Below are 17,168 nucleotides of genomic sequence, written 5' to 3' on the forward strand. Positions count from 1 at the left end.
CCGAAGGATCACGATGTTCGAGTACTTCCCGGGCAACTACGTCTGGAACCTGGGGGTCGTCGCGACCCTCAACAGCGGCGGGACGATCGACGAGGTCGACCGAGCCTGCCGCCCCCTCCTCGAGCTCGCCGGCCGGGGTTCCGACCTCGGCACCGGCGAGTTCATGGCGGCCTGGCGGCGCGTCGCCGACCAGCTCGAGGAGCAGGCCGTCGACGCGGAGAAGGCGGGCCATCCCCGCACTGCCGGGCAGAAGTACTTCCGCGCATCGGTGTACGTGTCGCAGGCGGAGCGGATGCAGAGCGCCAAGGACGAGGGTCGCAACGCGGAGTACCTGCGCAGCGTCGACCTGCTCGTGCGATCGCTCGAGCTGGTCGACCCGGCGACGACGAGGGTGGAGGTGCCCTACACCGAGGACGGCGTCGACACGAGCCTGCCGGCGTACTTCTGCAACGCCTCTGCCGACGTTACGCCGGTCCCGGTGATGATCCTGTGGAACGGGCTGGACTCGACCAAGGAGATGATGGTCGGCTCAGGCTTCCACCACGAGATGGCGGCGCGCGGCATCTCGACGCTGATGGTCGACTGCCCGGGGAGCGGAGAGGCACTGAGGCTGCGCGGGCTCACCGCCCGCGTCGACACCGAGGCATGGGCAGCGGCGTGCGTCGACTGGCTCGAGACCCGTGCCGACGTACGCCACGACCGGATCGGGCTCGCGGGCTGGTCGCTGGGCGGCTACTACGCACCGCGGGCGGCGGCGTTCGAGGAGCGCCTGGCGCTCTGCGTGGCGTGGGGCGCCAACCACGACTGGGGAGAGGTGCAGAAGCGCCGGCTCGCCCGCGAGGGCGAGAACCCGGTGCCGCACTACTGGGACCACGTCCTGTGGGTCTGGGGGGAGGACGACGTCGACAGCTTCATCGCCAGGGCCGAGGACGTCCACCTGGACGGGGTGGTGGAGCAGATCACCGTGCCGTTCCTCATCGTGCACGGTGAGAACGACCGCCAGATCCCGGTCGGGCTCGCGCACCGCTCCTTCGAGCAGGCGGTGAACAGCCCGAAGCGGGACCTGCGCGTCTTCACCGCAGAGGAGGGCGCTGCCGAGCACATCGGGCTGGACCACCTGCCGCTCGTGATCGACCACATCGCCGACTGGGTCTCCGACACCTTCGCCGAGCTCGACGGAGCAGCCCCACGATGAGGCCCGACCAGCTCGACCGGACCGACCCCGAGGGCGCGATCGCCGCGACGGCCGCCCGGGTCTCGAACTGGGGGCGCTGGGGCGACGACGACGTCCTCGGCACGATGAACTTCCTCACCGACACCAAGCGGCGCGAGGCCGCCGCCCTGGTGCGGACCGGACGCTCGTACTCGCTGTCGCAGTCCTTCGACATGGACGGTCCGCAGAAGGGCTGGCGACGACGTACGAACCCGGTGCACACGATGCTCGACACCGGGGTCGACGCCGCCGCGGGCGTCCAGGGCTTCCCGCACGGCATCGGGGGCGCCGACGACGTCATCGCGATGCCGCTGCAGTGCTCCACGCAGTGGGACGGGCTGGGCCACATCTTCGACCACGGGCGGGCGTGGAACGGGAGGCCGGCCGAGCAGGTCGTCACCAGCCTCGGCGACCGGGTCACCGGCATCGAGACGGTGGCTGACCTCGTCGCCGGCCGGGGCGTGCTGCTCGACGTCGGCCGCGCGCTGGGGTCCGATGGTGAGCTCCCGGACGGGTTCGCGATCACCGAGGAGCACCTCGAGGCCACGATCGCGGCGCAGGGTCCCACCACGGCCGTCGGGCGCGGCGACATCGTCCTCGTCCGGACCGGACAGCTCACCCGCGCGCGTCGTGAGGGATGGGGCGACTACGCCGGAGGACCTGCGCCCGGAATGTCCTTCACCACCGCCGACTGGCTGCACGCGACCGAGATCGCGGCGATCGCCACCGACACCTGGGGATTCGAGGTCCGTCCGAACGAGTTCGACCACGCCTTCCAGCCGCTCCACCAGATCGCCATTCCGCACATCGGGCTCTTCATCGGGGAGATGTGGGACCTCGATGCCCTCGCCGAGGCCTGCGCCGCCGACGGCCACCACGACTTCTTCCTCACCGCCTCCCCACTCAGGATCACGGGGGCCGTGGGCGCACCGGCCAACCCGGTGGCGGTGCGGTGAGGGTCGGGTCCATCTCCAGCCGTCGACCTGGGAGGAGACCACGATTGGCTGACGACGTACCGCCGGGCCGGGACGCCGTCGGTCGAGGTCGGCCTGGACACGCACTGGTGGGCGTACGGCACGTGATCCACCGAGACCCCGACCCGCGGTTGCTGCTGCATGGGGAGGTCGACGACACCATCGCCCTCCTTGCCGAGGGCGGGCTCGCGTTCGACGCCTGTGCAGAGTCCCTCCCGCTGCTGGAGCTGGTGCCGCGCCTGGCGCAGAGGCATCCGCGGCTGGCGGTGGTCGTCGACCGCCTGGTCGCTGCCCAGGAGGTGGCGGGCGCCGTCGCCTACCTGGCGAGCCCCTCCTCCGGCTCGACCACGGGTGTCTGCCTGACCGTCGTCGGCGGCATGAACGACCTGCGGCTGGGAAGCCCGGGCGCCCTCAGTCGGTTGCGGCTCAGAGGACCAGGCGGCCCGTGAGACCGGTCCGCCACGAGACAGGCGACCAGTGGGACGCTTCGAGATGAGCCCCGAGTGTCGACAGCAAGAGAGGTCGTGGCGATGCCTGACGTTCCCGGCCCCACACGTGCGGGCACCAGCCGCAGCACCTCGGCGACCATCCAGCCGAACATCCTGCGCTACCTCGTCCTGGTCCTCGACGAGCGTGGGGTCGATCTCAGGCCCGCCCTCGAGCAGGTGGGTCTGGACGAGGTGGTGATGCGCTCCGCCGACCTCCGCGTCTCCTACCGGCAGGGCAGCGCGGTCATTCGCCGGGCCCTGGAGCTGTCGGGGGAGGAGCATCTCGGGATGTCCGTGGGAGCCGCTCAGCACCTGACCGCCTGGGGGCTCCTCGGCTTTGCGGTGATGGCCAGTGACACCCTCGCGGACGCCATCGAGACCGGAGTCAGGTACCAGAACCTCACGGGCGCGATGGTCGTCTGGTCGTGCGGTCCGGAGGACGGCGCGTTCGTGCTGCGTGCCCAGCTGCCCGACCCGGCCCTGGACCCAGCGGTCGGCATGTTCCTGGTCGAGGAGGCGCTGACCTCCGTGATCACCGTCGGCAGGCTCGCCGTCGGCCCGTCGCTCGCGCCGCCTCGGCTGGTGGAGCTCGCCCTGCCGAAACCGGTCGGCGCCAACCCCTACCCGGGGTTCTTCGGGTGCCCGGTCCGCTTCGAGCGCCCGGTCAGCCAGGTGATCCTCGATGAGCGATGGGCCAGGACTCCGATGCCGGGCCGGGACCCGGTCACTCTCGCCTCCTCGCTCGAGCTCCTGGAGGCGTTGATGGCGTCACGACGCGACCAGCAGGAGCTGCTGGAGGTGCTCGAGGTGTCCGTCGCGCAGCGGCTTCCCGACGTCCCCACCTTCGCCGAGCAGGCGCACCGGTTGGCGCTCAGCGAGCGGACGCTCCGCCGCCGGCTGCACGAGTGCGGCACGACCTACCAGGCGCTGGTCGAAGGCGTACGCCGGGAGCGGGTGGAGCAGCTTCTGCGCCGACCCGAGCTGACCGCGCGCGACATCGCGCGTCGGGCCGGATTCTCCGACGAGCGAGCGCTCCGTCGTGCGGTGCGCCGCTGGCACGGGAGCTCTCCTCAGGAGCTGCGCAGGGCGATGAGTGCCGGATAGGGCAACCCGGACCACGTCGACTGGCCGCTGAGGTCCCCCCGTTGGCCTGGTGGGTCAGTTCCGCAGGCTGCCCCGATGCCGAGCATGGACGCCACCCACATCCCCTGACGGAGGAGCTGTCATGAGCAGCATGACCGAACAGCCGGCATCGAGCGCACCGCTGGACACCTGTGTCATCGGAGCCGGCCCCGCCGGCCTCGCCGTGGCCCGTGCCCTGGCCGAGAAGGACCTTCCCTACACCCACCTGGAGCGGCACACGGCCGTCGGCGGAATCTGGGACATCGACAACCCCGGCACCCCGATGTACGACTCCGCGCACTTCATCTCCAGCCGGACGCTGTCCGGGTTCGCTGGATATCCGATGCCGGAGTCGTACGCGGACTACCCGCCGCGCGAGGACATCCTGGCCTACCTGCGCAGCTTCGCCGACGCCTACGGCCTCACCGACCGGATCGAGTTCGGACAGGAGGTCGTCGCCGTCGAACGGAACCCGGACGGCACGTGGTCGGTGACGCGCGCCTCCGGGGTGCGCACCGAGCACCGGGATGTCGTGGTCTGCTCGGGCGCACAGTGGCACCCCCACCAACCGGAGCTGCCCGGCACGTTCACCGGCGAGGTCCGGCACTCCATCACCTACCGCTCGGCGGAGGAGCTGAGCGGCAAGCGGGTGCTGATCGTCGGCGCGGGCAACTCGGGCGTGGACATCGCCTGCGACGCTGCCACCACCGCGCGGTCTGCCGCGATCAGCATGCGCCGCGGCTACTGGATCATCCCCAAGCACCTGTTCGGCAAGCCGGTCGACGTGATCGGCGAGAGCGGACCGCACCTGCCGGCGTGGCTCGAGTCGAGGATCTTCGGCCAGCTCCTGCGGCTGCTCGAGGGCGACCTGACGGCGGCGGGCCTGCAGAAGCCCGACCACAGGCTGCTCGAGTCGCACCCCATCGTGAACTCGCAGATGCTGCACCACCTGCGCCACGGCGACCTCGTGCCCAAGCCCGACATCGTCGACACCGACGGCTCCACGGTCCGGTTCGCGGACGGCAGCGAGGCGGACTACGACCTGATCATCCTGGCCACCGGATACGAGCAGCGGATCCCGTTCGCGCCGGGACTGTTCGGCGACAGCCACCACCCGGAGCTGTACCTCTGGGCCTTCTCCCGACAGCACCCAGGGCTCTATGCCGTCGGTTTCATCGAGACCAACTCCGGGGCCTACCAGATGTTCGACCTGCAGTCGCAGCTGATCGCGAGCTACATCGCCGACAGCGGACGGAACACCGCGAGCGCGCGGCGGTTCTCGCTGATGATCGCGCACGACCGGCCGGATCTCACCGGCGGCTTGCGGTTCGTCGCCTCGCCGCGCCATGAGGGATACGTCCACGCCCCGGCGTTCAGGCGCTACGCGGTCAAGCTCGCCAAGCAGCTCGGTTGGCGAAGCGAGGGGGTCCCGCCCCGTCCCGTCACCAGGCAGCAGGCGGAGGCGGTCACCCCGACGTTGGAGGGGGTGGCGTCGTGAGCTTCGACTTCCGCGACAAGGTGGTGGTGGTCACCGGGGGCGCGGGCGACATCGGCACGGCGTTCGCCACCCTTGCCGTCGGCCGTGGAGCCGATGTCGTCGTGGTGGACATCGACCCCCGCCGGGCGTCGCGGACCGCCGAGGGGTTGTCGCGTCCGGGCACCCCGATCGCCGGCGACCTGACCGACCGGGCATTCGTCGACGCGCTCGTCGAGACCGTCGAAGAACGCTTCGGGCGCATCGACGTCCTCGTGAACAACGTCGGCATGACCAGCACGGCGCGGTTCGACGTACGTTCGGTGGAGAGCATCGAGCACGAGCTCGCGGTCAACCTCGTCTCGCCCCTGGTGCTGACCCGCCTCGCGATCCCACTGCTGCGACGGTCGCAGGACCCGCGGGTGGTCACGACCGTCTCCCTGGCAGGGATCTTCCCGCAGGGGGAGACGCCGATCTACGCCGCCTCCAAGTTCGGCCTGCGGGGCGCGATGCTGTCGATCGGCCTGGACCTCCGGGCGAAGGGGATCAGGGCAGGATCCGTCCTGCCGTCGGCCGTGGACACCCGGATGCTGCAGCAGGAGGCGATCGACGGCGGCAACAGCCTGCAGTTCCAGAACCCCCCGCAGCAGCCCGCAGACGTGGTTCGGGCGATGGTCTCGCTGCTCGATCGCCCACGGCTGGAGGTCTACCCCCGGCGTGGGGAGTCCGTGCTCACGCGCGTGACGATGCTCGCCCCCAACCTGCTGCCGAGGTTGCTGCCGTTGTTCCGGGGCAAGGGCGAACGCGGACAGGACCGCTACCTGCACACCCTCGAGCGCCGGGGACTGGTGCGCCGGGACGGCGGCCGGTGGGACTGGGTGGAGGCAGAGCGTGTCTGAGGCGATGTCGGCAGCGTCCGAGCTCATCACGGTGCGGCGCCCCGCGGACGGGACCCCCATCTTCACCTACCGCGCGGTCGACGAGCAGGGCGTACGCGAGGCGGTCGCCGTGGCTGGGCAAGCAGCCCCAGCATGGGCCGCCCTGCACCCCCGGACCCGGGGCGAGTCGATGACCGAGCTGGCCCGGCTGATGGAGCGCGACGCGGACCTGCTCGCCGGGCTCGACTCCGAGGACGGCGGCAAGCCGATCACCGACTGCGTCACCGGCGACGTCCCGGCCGCCATCGAGTCGATCCGCTGGTTCGCCGAATCCGCGGACAAGGTGACCGGGTCGGTCGCGCCGACCGACGACACCGCGCTGGGCATCACCACCCGACACCCGGTCGGTGTGGCCGCTGCGCTCCTGCCCTGGAACTACCCGCTGGCGATGGCCGCGTGGAAGATCGGGCCCGCCCTGGCGGCCGGGAACTGCCTCCTCCTCAAGCCGGCCGAGGCCACCCCTCGATCGGTGCAGCACCTGGCCGCGCTCGCGGCCGAGGCCGGCCTGCCGACCGGTGTGCTCACCGTGCTGCCCGGCCATGGAGCGGTGACGGGGCGCGCGCTGGCCGAGGACCCCCGGGTCCGCGCGATCTCGTTCACCGGGTCGCAGGCGACGGGAAGGCAGGTCCTGGCGGGTGCCGCGGTCTCGAACTTCAAGCGCGTGTCGCTGGAGATGGGCGGCAAGAGCCCGCAGATCCTGATGCGCGACGCACTCTCGTTCGGCGAGGAGCTGTTCGAGGAGATGGCGGTCGCTGCCTTCCTCAGCAGCGGCCAGAACTGCACCGCTGGTTCGCGCATCCACGTCGACGCGTCGATCTTCGACGAGGTCGTCGCCGGTCTCGTCGCCGTCGCCGACAAGCTGGTCCTCGGAGACCCGTCCGACGCCCGTACGCAGATGGGGCCGCTGATCAACCACGCCGCACTCGAGCGCGCCGAGTCCGCGGTGAGCGATGCCGTCGCGGGCGGAGCCGAGGTGGTCACCGGCGGGTCGGCGGTGCCGATCGTGCCCGGAGGAAGCTATCTGCCCGCCACTGTCGTGGTGAACGCGCCTCGTGATGGCGCCTTGTCGAACGAGGAGGTCTTCGCACCCGTCGTCACGGTGTCACCCTTCCGTGACGAGGACGAGGTGATCGCTCTGGCCAACGAGTCCGAGTACGGGCTCGCGGCCTCGGTGTGGTCCCGCGACGTCGACACCGCGCTTCGGGTCGCCCGGCGAGTGGAGGCGGGCGTCGTGTCGGTCAACTGCTACAGCGAGGGAGACATCACCACGCCGTTCGGCGGCTGGAAGCAGTCCGGCTTCGGGGGAGCGGAGAAGTCGGTCGCGGCCCTCGACCAGTGGACGGTGCCCAAGGTGACCTGGCTGCGCACTCGCACGGCACCCAGCACGGCACCCGGCACGGCTCAGGCTTCCCGGCCATGACGGCCACAGTGCCGAGGGGAAGGTGGCTGGTGCTGGCCGCCTTCGCGTCCCTGGTCAGTGCCACCCAGGTCCTCTGGCTGACCTTCGCCCCGATCACGGAGCAGGCCCACGAGGCCCTGGGTGTCTCCGAAGGTGCGATCGGTGACCTCGCCGCCGCCAACCCGCTCGTCTACGTGCTCCTCGCCATCCCGGCGGGCCGTTGGCTGGACCGACGTTTCGGCACCGCGATGCTCGCCGGGGCCTTGTGCACCGGAGGTGGCGCGCTCCTGCGCCTCGTCGACCCGTCGTCGTACGCCATGGTCCTGGCCGGCCAGCTGGTCGTGTGCGTCGGCCAGCCACTCGTCCTCAACGCGAGCACGAAGATCGCCGCCCGCTACTTCCCGCCGGGCGAGCGGACCGTCGCCATCTCCGTGGCCAGCGCGGCGCAGTTCGCAGGCATCCTCGTCGCGGCTCTCACCGGACGGGCGCTGGTCGACGCCGGCGGCATCGAGCTCGTTGTCGGCGTGCATGCAGGCTTCGCGGCGGCCGCCGCGCTCGCCGTCGTGCTCGCTCTGCGGGTTCCTGCCGCCGTGGTGGCCGAGGCCCCGAGGCTGGAGTCCTCCAGCTGGTTGCGCCACGACCGGCTGATGTGGCTGCTCGCCGGTCTCCTCTTCGTCGGAGTCGGCGTCTTCAACGCCGTGGCGACGTGGCTCGACGCGATCCTCACCGACCTCGACCGGCCCGGCGTGGGGGGAGCGCTCCTCGCGGTCATGACCGTCGCCGGGATCGGCGGCGCCGTCCTGCTCCCGGGCCTCGCAGCCAGGCTCAACCGCCGTCGGGAGGTACTTGTGGCGACGTCGGTGACCACGGTGCTCGCCTTCGTCGCGATCGCCCTGGTGCAGGACGTGTTGTTCGTCGGGGCAGTCCTGGCCGTCGAGGGCTTCGTGCTCCTCGCCGGGCTGCCGATCGCGCTCGAGTGGTCCGAGCTCGAGTCCGGGCCCGGCCGGGACGGGACCTCGACCGGGTTCCTGCTGCTGGCGGGAAATCTCGGTGGCGTCGTGTTCGTGCTGGCGGTGCAGGTGCTGATCGGCAACCCCTACCTCGCCCTCGCCGCGATGGCTGCGCTGGCTCTGCCGGGAGTGATCCTCGCGGCCCGCCTGCCCGACCACGCGCGCTCCCACCTCCAGGACGAGGACGTGACTGACGAGGGGGCCCGACGGGCGACGTGGTGACCTGCGCAGACCGGATTCGAGACATGGTGGTCGCTGGCGATGGCCTCACCCAGGAGCCGGGCCCCCCGCGGGGCTGGGCCGCTGCCGGACCCCCGAGGCCGTAGGCCGCCGAGTCGCCGAGGGCGACGAAGCGAAGGTGACGGCGTCCGGTGTCCATGCGCAGCGCTCAGGTTGCCTCGGTCGGGGGCTACTTGTCGGCGTCGGCGTCGGCGGTGTCGTTGCCGTGCTTGTCGGTGTCCCCGGAGCCGTGGGACGCCTGGTGGACGTTGCCGCCCCAGGTGGCTGATCCCCACTCGATCATCGTGAACACTTCCCAACTTGGTTGAGCTCTCGTTGACAGCACCAAGGTGCGCGCCCGCTACGCCGCGACGGCGTCACGCACCCGCGCGGCGATCAGGTCGTAGACCCGGCGAGCCAGGTCGTCGTCGTTGCCGTCGTAGGCGTGATCGGCACCCTGGACCACGTGGTGGTGGACGAGCGCGCCGGCCCGTCGGAGCCGCTCGGCGTACCGGTCGCCCTCGTCCCGGAGCAGGTCGAGCTCGGCCGTGATCACGACCGCGGGGGCGATGCCGGTGAGGTCGGCGGTGTCGGCCGGGTTGGCGGGGGAGACCAGGCGGTCCGCGCGTTGCCGGGCATCGGGGACGTAGGAGCCGTCGAAGACCTCCGCCATCCACGGTCGCAGCATCGGTCGCTCGGCGACTGCCGACTTGTCCTTGGCGCTCGTCGCGAGGTCGAGCGGCGGGTAGTGCAGGACCTGCAGCGCGAGCCGGGGCCCGCCGCGCTCGAGGGCCAGGCGGGCCACGGCCGCAGCGAGGCCACCTCCGGCGCTCTGCCCGCCGATCGTGAGGCGCGCCCCGTCCCAGCCCTGGTCGCCGCCGTGCTCGGCGACCCATCGGACGACCTCGTAGGCCTGGTGGGGCGCGGCAGGGAACGGGTGCTGGGGTGCGACGACGTAGTCGACGTTGACCACGGTCACCCCCGCCTCGGCCGCCAGGAAGCGGCACAGCGGGTCGTCGAGCTCGGTCGACGGCAGGACGTAGCCGCCTCCGTGGAAGTTGACGTGCACGGGCGAGGGTCCGTCGGTCGCGGGCAGGTAGACCACGGCGGCCGCCGAGCCGACGGAAGTGGGGATCCTGAGCTCGCGGGTCGTCCGCGGCAGCTCGGGCCACCGGTCGTGGGCGACGGCGGTGGCGCGACGTGCGCCGAGCCCCACGGCGCCCTGCATCGCCCTGGCCGCCAGCGCCGCCATGCGTGGGTTCGTGAGGAGCGACATGTGGCCTCCGATCTAGGGCAGGGTCAGCGACAGCGTCGGGGTCGAGCTGCCGGTCCGGGCGACCCGCGAGACGCAGGTCGAGATCGATCGTCCGGCTGCCTTCTGGGCCCCGCTGAGGAAGACGTCGCGGTGGTCGAGGGTGCCGTCCACCCGCTCGACGTCGAGCAGGCACAGCCCGCACTCGCCCTTTCGGCAGTCGTACATCAGGTCGACACCGGCGCGGGTCAGCGCCTCGAGGATCGTCTCGTTGCTGCGTACGGTCGCCTCCACCGCTCGCTGGGGGATGGTGACCACGAACTCCTCGGGCAGGAACCAGCCGCTGTTGCCGAAGGTCTCGAAGCGCAGGTGGGCCGGCGGCAGGCCGGCGGTGTCCCACTCCCGTCGTACGGCGTCCATCAGCCGGATCGGCCCGCACATGTAGAGCTCGGTCGCCGTGCCCAGCCGATGGCTGCCGATCGAGGCCACCAGCCCGGCGACGTCGAGGGGCGTCCGTTCGGCGTCGACGTGGAGCTGGAGCCGGTCACCGTGCAGCCGGGCCAGCTCGTCGACGTACGCCATCCGCTCCCGGCTGCGACCGACGTAGACGAGCGTGTAGTCGGCGTCCACGCGACGCAGCACGGCGGCCATCGCGGCGAGGGCGGTGATGCCGATGCCGCCGGCGAGCAGCACGTGTCGCGGGGCGGTGACGTTGAGGGGGAAGTTCTGCAGCGGCTGGGTGACCTGGAGCTCGTCGCCCGGGGCGAGGGTGTGCATGAAGGCTGAGCCGCCGCGCGACTGCGGCATCCTCAGCACGCTGATCGTCAGGGTTGATCCCTCGTCGTCGGACTCGACGATGGAGTAGGATCGGAGGTCGGTCCCCTCACCGATCGGGACCCGTACGTCGAGGTGGCTGCCCGGCGCCGCCCGACCGTGGGCGGGGCGGGCGGGCCGGTGGATGGTGATCCGCTGGACGCCTGCCGCGACCGGGGTGGTGGCGAGGACCCGGCCGGTGGCCCAGTCGGGGTGGGCGCTGGTGGTCATCGCGCCGACCCGACCGGCGACCCGGCAGCCGATCCGACTGGGGCGCGGCCCTCGGTCTGGAGCATCCGGTCGAGGATCCTGCGTACCCACATGCCGCCGGCGTCGATGTTGAGGCTGTAGAACTCGTGGTCGGGGTTGGCGTCGATCGCGGCCTGCTGGGCGGCGAGCATCGCCTCGTCCTCGGCGAAGACGCCCTTCACGCCCTCGCGGAGCTGGGTGGTGATCAGCTGGCTGTCGAGGCGGTAGTTGCGCATGAACGCCCAGAAGTAGTGGGACGTGCGGTCGGTCTCGGGGGTGATCGTGTTCATCACGTAGCCGTTGACGCCCTGGCTGCGGTCGCCCTGCGGCGCGCCGGTGCCGGCCCGGGCGACGCCGACGTCGATGCAGATCGTCGAGGGCGCGTAGTAGTGGATGATCTGCCAGCGGTCGACGCGGCCGGTGAAGTCGGGGAACCGGTCGCGGATGTTCTTGCGCCAGAACGGCGGGGGCTCGACGTCGAGCATCCACCGCTCGACGGTCACGGAGCCGTCGTCCTCGAGCCGGGTGCGGAACTCCGACTCGCTGAGCTCCTCCTGCCCGATGCTGCTGCCGTGCACGAACTCCTCGTGGGTGAGGTCCATCAGGTTGTCGAGGATCAGCTGGTAGTTGCACGGCGCCTCGATCATCAGGCCGTCGCCGGCCCACTCGGGGTCGTCCATCTGGTGCATGTCCGGGATCAGGTCGGGGTCGGCCAGCGTCATGTCGCCGGGCCACACCCACAGGTAGCGGTGGCGCTCCACGACGGGGTAGGACGGCACCATCGCGGACGGGTTGATGGTCTCCTGCGCCGGCATCGCGGTGCAGCGACCGGCCGAGTTGAACCGCAGGCCGTGGTAGGGGCACTGCACCTCGTCGTCGCCGACCAGCTTGCCCATCGAGAGCGGGGCGAGCCGGTGCCAGCAGGCGTCGGCGAGCGCGACCGGGCGACCGTCCCGGGTGCGGTAGAGCGCCATCGGCTTGCCCGCCACGGTGCGCGACATCAGAGCCTTGGCGGTGACCTCGTGGTCCCACGCGACGGCGTACCAGGCGTTCAGCGGGTGCGGGAAGATCTTCGCCGCCACCCTCCCGCCCGCCATCAGCTCGGCCATCGCCTCACACCGCCTCGGCGACCGGCGAGTGCAGTCGGCGGCGCAGCCCGTCGACCACGTCGCCGAGGATCTTCTGGGAGAGCACGGCCTGCGAGAGCCAGGTGCACGCGTGGAACGCCCCGGAGTACACGTGCAGCTCGGTCGGCACCCCTGCCGACATCAGCTGCTGGGCGTAGGCGATGTCCTCGTCGCGGAGCGCGTCGAGCTCGTATGCCGTGACCAGGGCGGGCGGCAGGCCGGCCAGGTCGGTGGCGCGTGCCGGTGCGGCGTACGGCGACACGTCGTCGGTCCCGCGCACGCCCGGTCCCAGGTAGGCGTCCCAGCTGATCTCCATGTTCGCGAGCGTCGTGACGGGGATGCTCTCCGCCCCGAGCGTGCGCATCGACCTGGTGGCGAGGCGGTCGTCCAGCTCGGAGATCCCGAGGAACTGCACGCACAGGCGCGGACCGCCGCGGTCGCGGGCGAGCAGCGCGACGCCGGCCGAGATGCCGCCTCCGGCGCTCTCGCCGCCGATCCCGATCCGGTCGGGGTCCACCCCGAGCTCGGCTGCGTTGTCCGCCACCCAGGTCAGGGCCGCGAAGCAGTCCTCGAGCACTGCCGGGAAGGGATTCTCCGGGGCGAGGCGGTAGTCGACGGAGAACACCACGGCACCGACCTCGGCAGCGTACCGGCGGCAGTCGGCGTCGTAGAGATCCAGGCTGCCGACGACGAACCCGCCTCCGTGGACGTAGAGGAGTGCCGGCAGGGGACCGTCCTGGCTCGTCGGAGCGTAGCGACGCACCCGCACCTCCGGCGCCGTGTCGGGACCGGGGAGGAGGAGCTCGTCGACTGCGAGCGGGACGGCCGACTCGTACGGCGGCAGCGCCGCCAGCAGCTCTGCCTCGCCTGCGCGGGCTGCGGGGATGTCCGCGAAGGACAGCTGGGCGAAGGCCGGGGCCCAGGGGGCGAGCTCGGGGTCGTAGTCGAAGGTCATCGGTGGAGTGCTCACGTCATCACGCCTTGTAGTAGCGGTGGACCATCTGCGCGATGCAGATCGGCTTGTCGATGCCCTCGGCGCGCATGACGGCGTCGATGGTGGCCTGGATCCCGCCACCGGCGACCTCCTCGGCGTCCGCGAGCGAGGTGCTCAGCCGGACGCGGGAGCCCGCAGGCACCGGCGCGGGGAAACGCACCTTGTTGAGGCCGTAGTTGACGGCCATGTCGATCTCCTCGATGACGAGGATCTCGGTCCAGAGCGGGATCAGCAGCGACAGCGTGAGGTAGCCGTGGGCGATCGGTCCGCCGAAGGGGCCGTCCGTGGCCCGCTCGACGTCGACGTGGATCCATTGGTGGTCGTCGGTGGCGTCGGCGAACAGGTTGATCCGATCCTGGGACACGTCGCACCAGGCGCTGGTGCCGAGGTCCTCGCCGATCATCGTCAGCAGGTCCTTGGGATGGGCGATCGTGGTCATGGGGCCTCCATGGGTCGTGGTGGTGCGGTGGACGGGGACGGTGGGGTGGGTCATGGGGCCGCGGGGTGGTCCAGGAGGGCCCGCTCGCGCAGCACGGAGCGCAGGACCTTCCCGGTGGCGTTGCGCGGCAGCTCGTCGCACAGCTCGACGTAGCGCGGGATCTTGTAGCGCGCGAGCCGCTGCTCGAGGTGGGCGCGCAACGCGATCTCATCGAGGTCGGCGCCCGTCCGGAGCACGACGTAGGCACAGCCGACCTCCCCCCACGTCGCGTCCGGCACTGCCACGACGGCCGCAGCCGTGACGTCGCTGAGCTCGGCGATCGCCATCTCGACCTCGGCGGGATAGATGTTCTCGCCGCCGGAGATGATCATGTCCTTGACCCGGTCGACGACGTAGGCCCAGCCGTCGTCCTCGATCCGCACGACGTCACCGGAGCGGTACCAGCCGTCCTCGACGACCTGCGCCGTCTCCTCCGGCCGGCCCCAGTAGCCGGCGAAGACGTGGGGACCACGCACCAGCAGCTCACCACGCCCGGCTCCGACGACCGGCTCGCCCTCGGCGTCCAGCCGGACGTCGGTGAAGAAGTGCGGCACGCCGGCCGAGACGGGCCGTGACGCAGCGCCGTCGGGAAGAGCCATGAACACGCCGGGCGAGGCCTCGGTCATGCCGTAGCCCTGCTGGACGACGACGCCGCGGTCGAGCCAGGCCTGCGCGACCTGCGCGGCGATCGGCGAGCCGCCGTAGATCACGTAGCGCAGCGAGGACAGGTCGGCAGACACCCAGTCGGGGTGCTCGCACATCATCTGCAGCATGGTCGGGACGGCCGAGAAGCCGGTGGCACGTCGACGGGCGATCAACGCGAGGAAGGCGCCCGCGTCGAACTTGGGCACGACCACGACGGTGCCCCCCTTGAGCAGGGTCGGCATCGAGACCTGGCCGAGGCCGGTGACGTGGAAGAGCGGCGCCACGCACAGCGCGACGTCGGTGCTCAGCACGTCGACGTGGGCGAGCTGGTTGACCGTGTTCCAGGTGAGGTTGCCGTGGGTGAGGACGGCGCCCTTGGGACGGCCGGTGGTCCCGGAGGTGTAGAGGATCAGGACCGGGTCGTCGAGCTCGACCGGCTCGCCCTCGACGATCGCGTACGGCGACCCGGCCGCGGCCCCCGGCGGGCCCGAGGGCCGGAGGTCGGCGGCGGGCACCACCCGGGCGACGCCGTGCTCGACCGGCTCGGCGGCTGCCGCGAGCTCCGCGCACTCCGGGCCGTGGACGAGCAGGTGGCTGCCGCTGTCGGCGAGCATGTAGCCGATCTCGGGCGCGGCCAGGCGGATGTTGAGCGAGACGAAGATGCCCCCGGCGCGGGCGGTGGCGAAGAAGCAGACCCAGGTGTCGATGCTGTTGGGGCCGAGGTAGGCGACCCTGGTGCCGTGCGACACGCCGAGCTCGCGCAGGCGCGCCGCAGTGTGCTCGACCCGGCCGGCGAGCTCGGTGTAGGTGAGCTCCTCGGTGTCGGTGCAGAGGGCCACCGTGGACGGGTTCATCCTCGCCCGGCGAGCGGGCCAGCTGCCGATGCCGGGGCCGATCACGACGGTGCTCCGAGGCCCAGCGCCGCGACCGCGTTGTCCTTGAGGACCAGGGGCCGCACCTCGTCCTTGATCTCGAGCTCGTCGAAGTCGGCCAGCCACCGGTCGGGCGAGATCAGCGGGAAGTCCGAGCCGAACAGCACCTTGTGCTTGAGCAGGCTGTTGGCGTAGCGCACGAGCTGCGGGGGGAAGTACTTCGGCGACCACCCGGACAGGTCGATGTAGACCTTCGGCTTGTGCGACGCGACCGCGAGCGCCTCGTCCTGCCAGGGGAACGACGGGTGCGCGATGACGATGGTCAGGTCGGGGAAGTCGACGGCGACGTCGTCGAGGTGGAGAGGGTTGGAGTACTTCAGCCGGATCCCTCCTCCGCCCGGGAGCCCGGACCCGATGCCGGTCTGCCCGCTGTGGAAGAGGGCCGGCACGCCGAGCTCCTCGAGCACCTCGTAGAGGGGGTAGGCCGCGCGGTCGTCGGGGTAGAACGCCTGCACGCTGGGGTGGAACTTGAAGCCGCGCACCCCGAGCTCCTCGACGAGCCGCCGCGCCTCCCGCACACCTGCGCGGCCCTTGGCCGGGTCGATGCTGGCGAACGGGATCAGCACGTCGGCGTTGCGGCTGGCACCCTCGACCACGGCCTCGTTGGCGATCCGGGTGTGGCCGAGAGCGGACTCGGCGTCGACCGTGAAGACCACCGCCGCCATCCGGCGCTCGCGGTAGTAGGCGGCGAGCTGGTCGAGGTCGGGCGGCCCGCCGCCGTCGACCCCGAAGTAGCGGTCGGCGCCCGCGCGGAGGTTCTCCGGGAGCGAGTAGTGTCCGCACCCGTCGGTCTCGGCGTGCGTGTGCACGTCGATCGCCGTCAGGACCGAGACGTCGATCCGGGAGGTGTAGGGCTCGGGCACGTCGACCCCTATGCCTCGTGGGGCTGCAGGGTGGGCAGGTCGGGCGCGGGGATGCCGTAGGTCTCCTGCACCTCGCCCACGGTCGACCCGAACGCCTCGGCGATCACGTCGGCGGTCCAGCCGCCGTCGCGGAAGGCGCTGCGGATCTCGGTCGGGTGGGACCACAGGGACAGCCGGTCACCGCCGATCCCGATCGCCTGGCCCGTGACACCGGCGGACGCGTCCGAGGCGAGGTAGACGATCAGCCCGGCGACGTCGTCGGCGGTGCCGAACGAGGCGGCCCGGCGGACCACGGACGGGACCGGCAGGCCCTGCTCCATCAGCTCGACGTACGGCGCCAGGAACGGGATCGTCTCGGTCATCGCCGTGGCGGCGTTGGGGATCACCGCGTTGACGGTGACGTCGGCCCGCGCCAGCTCCATCGCCCACGTGCGGGCCATCGCGACGATGCCGGCCTTGGCGGCGGCGTAGTTGGTCTGGCCGAAGTTGCCGCGCTGGCCCGCCGGTGACCCGGCGAGGATGACGCGCCCCCCTTCACCTTGGGCGCGGAAGTGCCTGGCCGCCTCGCGGACGCACGTGAACGTGCCGCGGAGGTGGACCTGGGTGACGGTGTCGAAGTCCTCGTCGCTCATGTTCCACAGCACGCGGTCGCGGAGCACACCGGCGTTGGTGACCATGATGTCGAGCCGGCCGAAGGTGTCGACGGCGCGGGCGACGAGCCGCTCGGCGGCCTCGGTGGTGCCGACGGGTACGACCTCCGCCACCGCCCGGCCACCAGCGGCCGTGATCGCGTCGACGACGCCGGCCGCCTTCTCGTCGTTGACGTCGTTGACGACGACCGCTGCTCCGGCGTCGGCGAGCGCGACGGCGTAGGCGCGCCCGAGGCCCTGCCCGGCGCCCGTGACGACGGCGACTCTTCCGGTGATGTCCATCTGGTGTCTGCTCCTGGTGGTGGGGGGTGCGTGGATGGTGTGCGAG

16 protein-coding genes are annotated in these 17,168 nt (G+C 71.5%); 8 read left to right on the forward strand and 8 right to left on the reverse strand.

The features are described 5' to 3' along the window. Positions 1-13: 13 nt before the first annotated feature. The 8 genes from EXE59_RS12865 (at position 14) to EXE59_RS12900 (ending at position 8,840) form a co-directional block, all read left to right on the forward strand. Entirely contained in the window at positions 14-1,195 is a 1,182-nt protein-coding gene (locus EXE59_RS12865) for an alpha/beta hydrolase family protein (protein WP_135839258.1), read from the forward strand. Continuing rightward, entirely contained in the window at positions 1,192-2,169 is a 978-nt protein-coding gene (locus EXE59_RS12870) for a cyclase family protein (RefSeq protein ID WP_135839259.1), read from the forward strand. Before EXE59_RS12865 ends, EXE59_RS12870 begins: the two co-directional genes overlap by 4 nt. Before the next feature lie 122 nt (positions 2,170-2,291). Further along, positions 2,292-2,636 (forward strand): hypothetical protein, encoded by a 345-nt coding sequence (locus tag EXE59_RS12875; RefSeq protein ID WP_135839260.1) that lies wholly within the window; start codon positions 2,292-2,294, stop codon positions 2,634-2,636. A gap of 81 nt (positions 2,637-2,717) precedes the next feature. After that, positions 2,718-3,779: an AraC family transcriptional regulator gene (locus EXE59_RS12880; RefSeq protein ID WP_135839261.1), complete on the forward strand. Its 1,062-nt coding sequence runs from the start codon at positions 2,718-2,720 to the stop codon at positions 3,777-3,779. Between the two features lie 121 nt (positions 3,780-3,900). Continuing rightward, positions 3,901-5,295, forward strand: a complete 1,395-nt coding sequence (locus EXE59_RS12885; protein WP_210428982.1) for a flavin-containing monooxygenase — start codon at positions 3,901-3,903, stop codon at positions 5,293-5,295. Beyond that, positions 5,292-6,170 carry an SDR family NAD(P)-dependent oxidoreductase gene (locus EXE59_RS12890; protein ID WP_135839262.1) on the forward strand — a complete coding sequence of 293 codons (879 nt, stop codon included), beginning with the start codon at positions 5,292-5,294 and terminating at the stop codon, positions 6,168-6,170. The genes EXE59_RS12885 and EXE59_RS12890 overlap by 4 nt, the downstream gene beginning before the upstream one ends. A gap of 4 nt (positions 6,171-6,174) precedes the next feature. After that, on the forward strand, positions 6,175-7,629 hold the full coding sequence (locus EXE59_RS12895) for an aldehyde dehydrogenase family protein (protein ID WP_135841285.1): 1,455 nt from the start codon (positions 6,175-6,177) through the stop codon (positions 7,627-7,629). A gap of 29 nt (positions 7,630-7,658) precedes the next feature. Beyond that, positions 7,659-8,840, forward strand: coding sequence for an MFS transporter (locus EXE59_RS12900; RefSeq protein ID WP_425464538.1), 1,182 nt, complete (start codon positions 7,659-7,661; stop codon positions 8,838-8,840). 358 nt (positions 8,841-9,198) lie between these two features. Here the strand turns inward: EXE59_RS12900 and EXE59_RS12905 are convergent, their stop codons facing one another. The 8 genes from EXE59_RS12905 to EXE59_RS12940 are packed head-to-tail and all read right to left on the reverse strand — an operon-like array spanning position 9,199 to position 17,122. After that, positions 9,199-10,113, reverse strand: coding sequence for an alpha/beta hydrolase fold domain-containing protein (locus tag EXE59_RS12905; RefSeq protein WP_135839264.1), 915 nt, complete (start codon positions 10,111-10,113; stop codon positions 9,199-9,201). A 12-nt stretch (positions 10,114-10,125) separates the two neighbouring features. Beyond that, positions 10,126-11,133, reverse strand: a complete 1,008-nt coding sequence (locus tag EXE59_RS12910; protein ID WP_135839265.1) for a PDR/VanB family oxidoreductase — start codon at positions 11,131-11,133, stop codon at positions 10,126-10,128. Next, positions 11,130-12,260, reverse strand: coding sequence for an aromatic ring-hydroxylating dioxygenase subunit alpha (locus EXE59_RS12915; RefSeq protein ID WP_135839266.1), 1,131 nt, complete (start codon positions 12,258-12,260; stop codon positions 11,130-11,132). The genes EXE59_RS12910 and EXE59_RS12915 overlap by 4 nt, the downstream gene beginning before the upstream one ends. A gap of 4 nt (positions 12,261-12,264) precedes the next feature. Continuing rightward, positions 12,265-13,248: an alpha/beta hydrolase gene (locus EXE59_RS12920; protein WP_210428984.1), complete on the reverse strand. Its 984-nt coding sequence runs from the start codon at positions 13,246-13,248 to the stop codon at positions 12,265-12,267. Positions 13,249-13,252: 4 nt separating this feature from the next. Continuing rightward, a complete protein-coding gene (locus EXE59_RS12925; RefSeq protein WP_135839267.1) occupies positions 13,253-13,711 on the reverse strand; it encodes a MaoC family dehydratase in 459 nt (152 codons plus the stop codon). Positions 13,712-13,761: 50 nt separating this feature from the next. Next, positions 13,762-15,294, reverse strand: coding sequence for an acyl-CoA synthetase (locus EXE59_RS12930; protein WP_210428985.1), 1,533 nt, complete (start codon positions 15,292-15,294; stop codon positions 13,762-13,764). After that, positions 15,291-16,190 (reverse strand): amidohydrolase family protein, encoded by a 900-nt coding sequence (locus tag EXE59_RS12935; protein ID WP_281280312.1) that lies wholly within the window; start codon positions 16,188-16,190, stop codon positions 15,291-15,293. Before EXE59_RS12935 ends, EXE59_RS12930 begins: the two co-directional genes overlap by 4 nt. Positions 16,191-16,198: 8 nt before the next feature. Continuing rightward, positions 16,199-17,122 carry an SDR family oxidoreductase gene (locus tag EXE59_RS12940; RefSeq protein WP_135839268.1) on the reverse strand — a complete coding sequence of 308 codons (924 nt, stop codon included), beginning with the start codon at positions 17,120-17,122 and terminating at the stop codon, positions 16,199-16,201. Positions 17,123-17,168: the final 46 nt, after the last annotated feature.

Origin of the sequence: Nocardioides eburneiflavus (assembly GCF_004785795.1) — a bacterium.
In the GTDB taxonomy this organism is placed as follows: domain Bacteria; phylum Actinomycetota; class Actinomycetes; order Propionibacteriales; family Nocardioidaceae; genus Nocardioides; species Nocardioides eburneiflavus.

Bases quoted from the DNA above. Each gene is read 5' to 3' on its own strand.
- EXE59_RS12865 (WP_135839258.1), top strand. From the start codon at position 14: ATGTTCGAGTACTTCCCGGGCAACTACGTCTGGAACCTGGGGGTCGTC.
- EXE59_RS12870 (WP_135839259.1), top strand. From the start codon at position 1,192: ATGAGGCCCGACCAGCTCGACCGGACCGACCCCGAGGGCGCGATCGCC.
- EXE59_RS12880 (WP_135839261.1), top strand. From the start codon at position 2,718: ATGCCTGACGTTCCCGGCCCCACACGTGCGGGCACCAGCCGCAGCACC.
- EXE59_RS12885 (WP_210428982.1), top strand. From the start codon at position 3,901: ATGAGCAGCATGACCGAACAGCCGGCATCGAGCGCACCGCTGGACACC.
- EXE59_RS12895 (WP_135841285.1), top strand. From the start codon at position 6,175: ATGTCGGCAGCGTCCGAGCTCATCACGGTGCGGCGCCCCGCGGACGGG.
- EXE59_RS12905 (WP_135839264.1), bottom strand. From the start codon at position 10,113: ATGTCGCTCCTCACGAACCCACGCATGGCGGCGCTGGCGGCCAGGGCG.
- EXE59_RS12910 (WP_135839265.1), bottom strand. From the start codon at position 11,133: ATGACCACCAGCGCCCACCCCGACTGGGCCACCGGCCGGGTCCTCGCC.
- EXE59_RS12915 (WP_135839266.1), bottom strand. From the start codon at position 12,260: ATGGCCGAGCTGATGGCGGGCGGGAGGGTGGCGGCGAAGATCTTCCCG.
- EXE59_RS12925 (WP_135839267.1), bottom strand. From the start codon at position 13,711: ATGACCACGATCGCCCATCCCAAGGACCTGCTGACGATGATCGGCGAG.
- EXE59_RS12940 (WP_135839268.1), bottom strand. From the start codon at position 17,122: ATGGACATCACCGGAAGAGTCGCCGTCGTCACGGGCGCCGGGCAGGGC.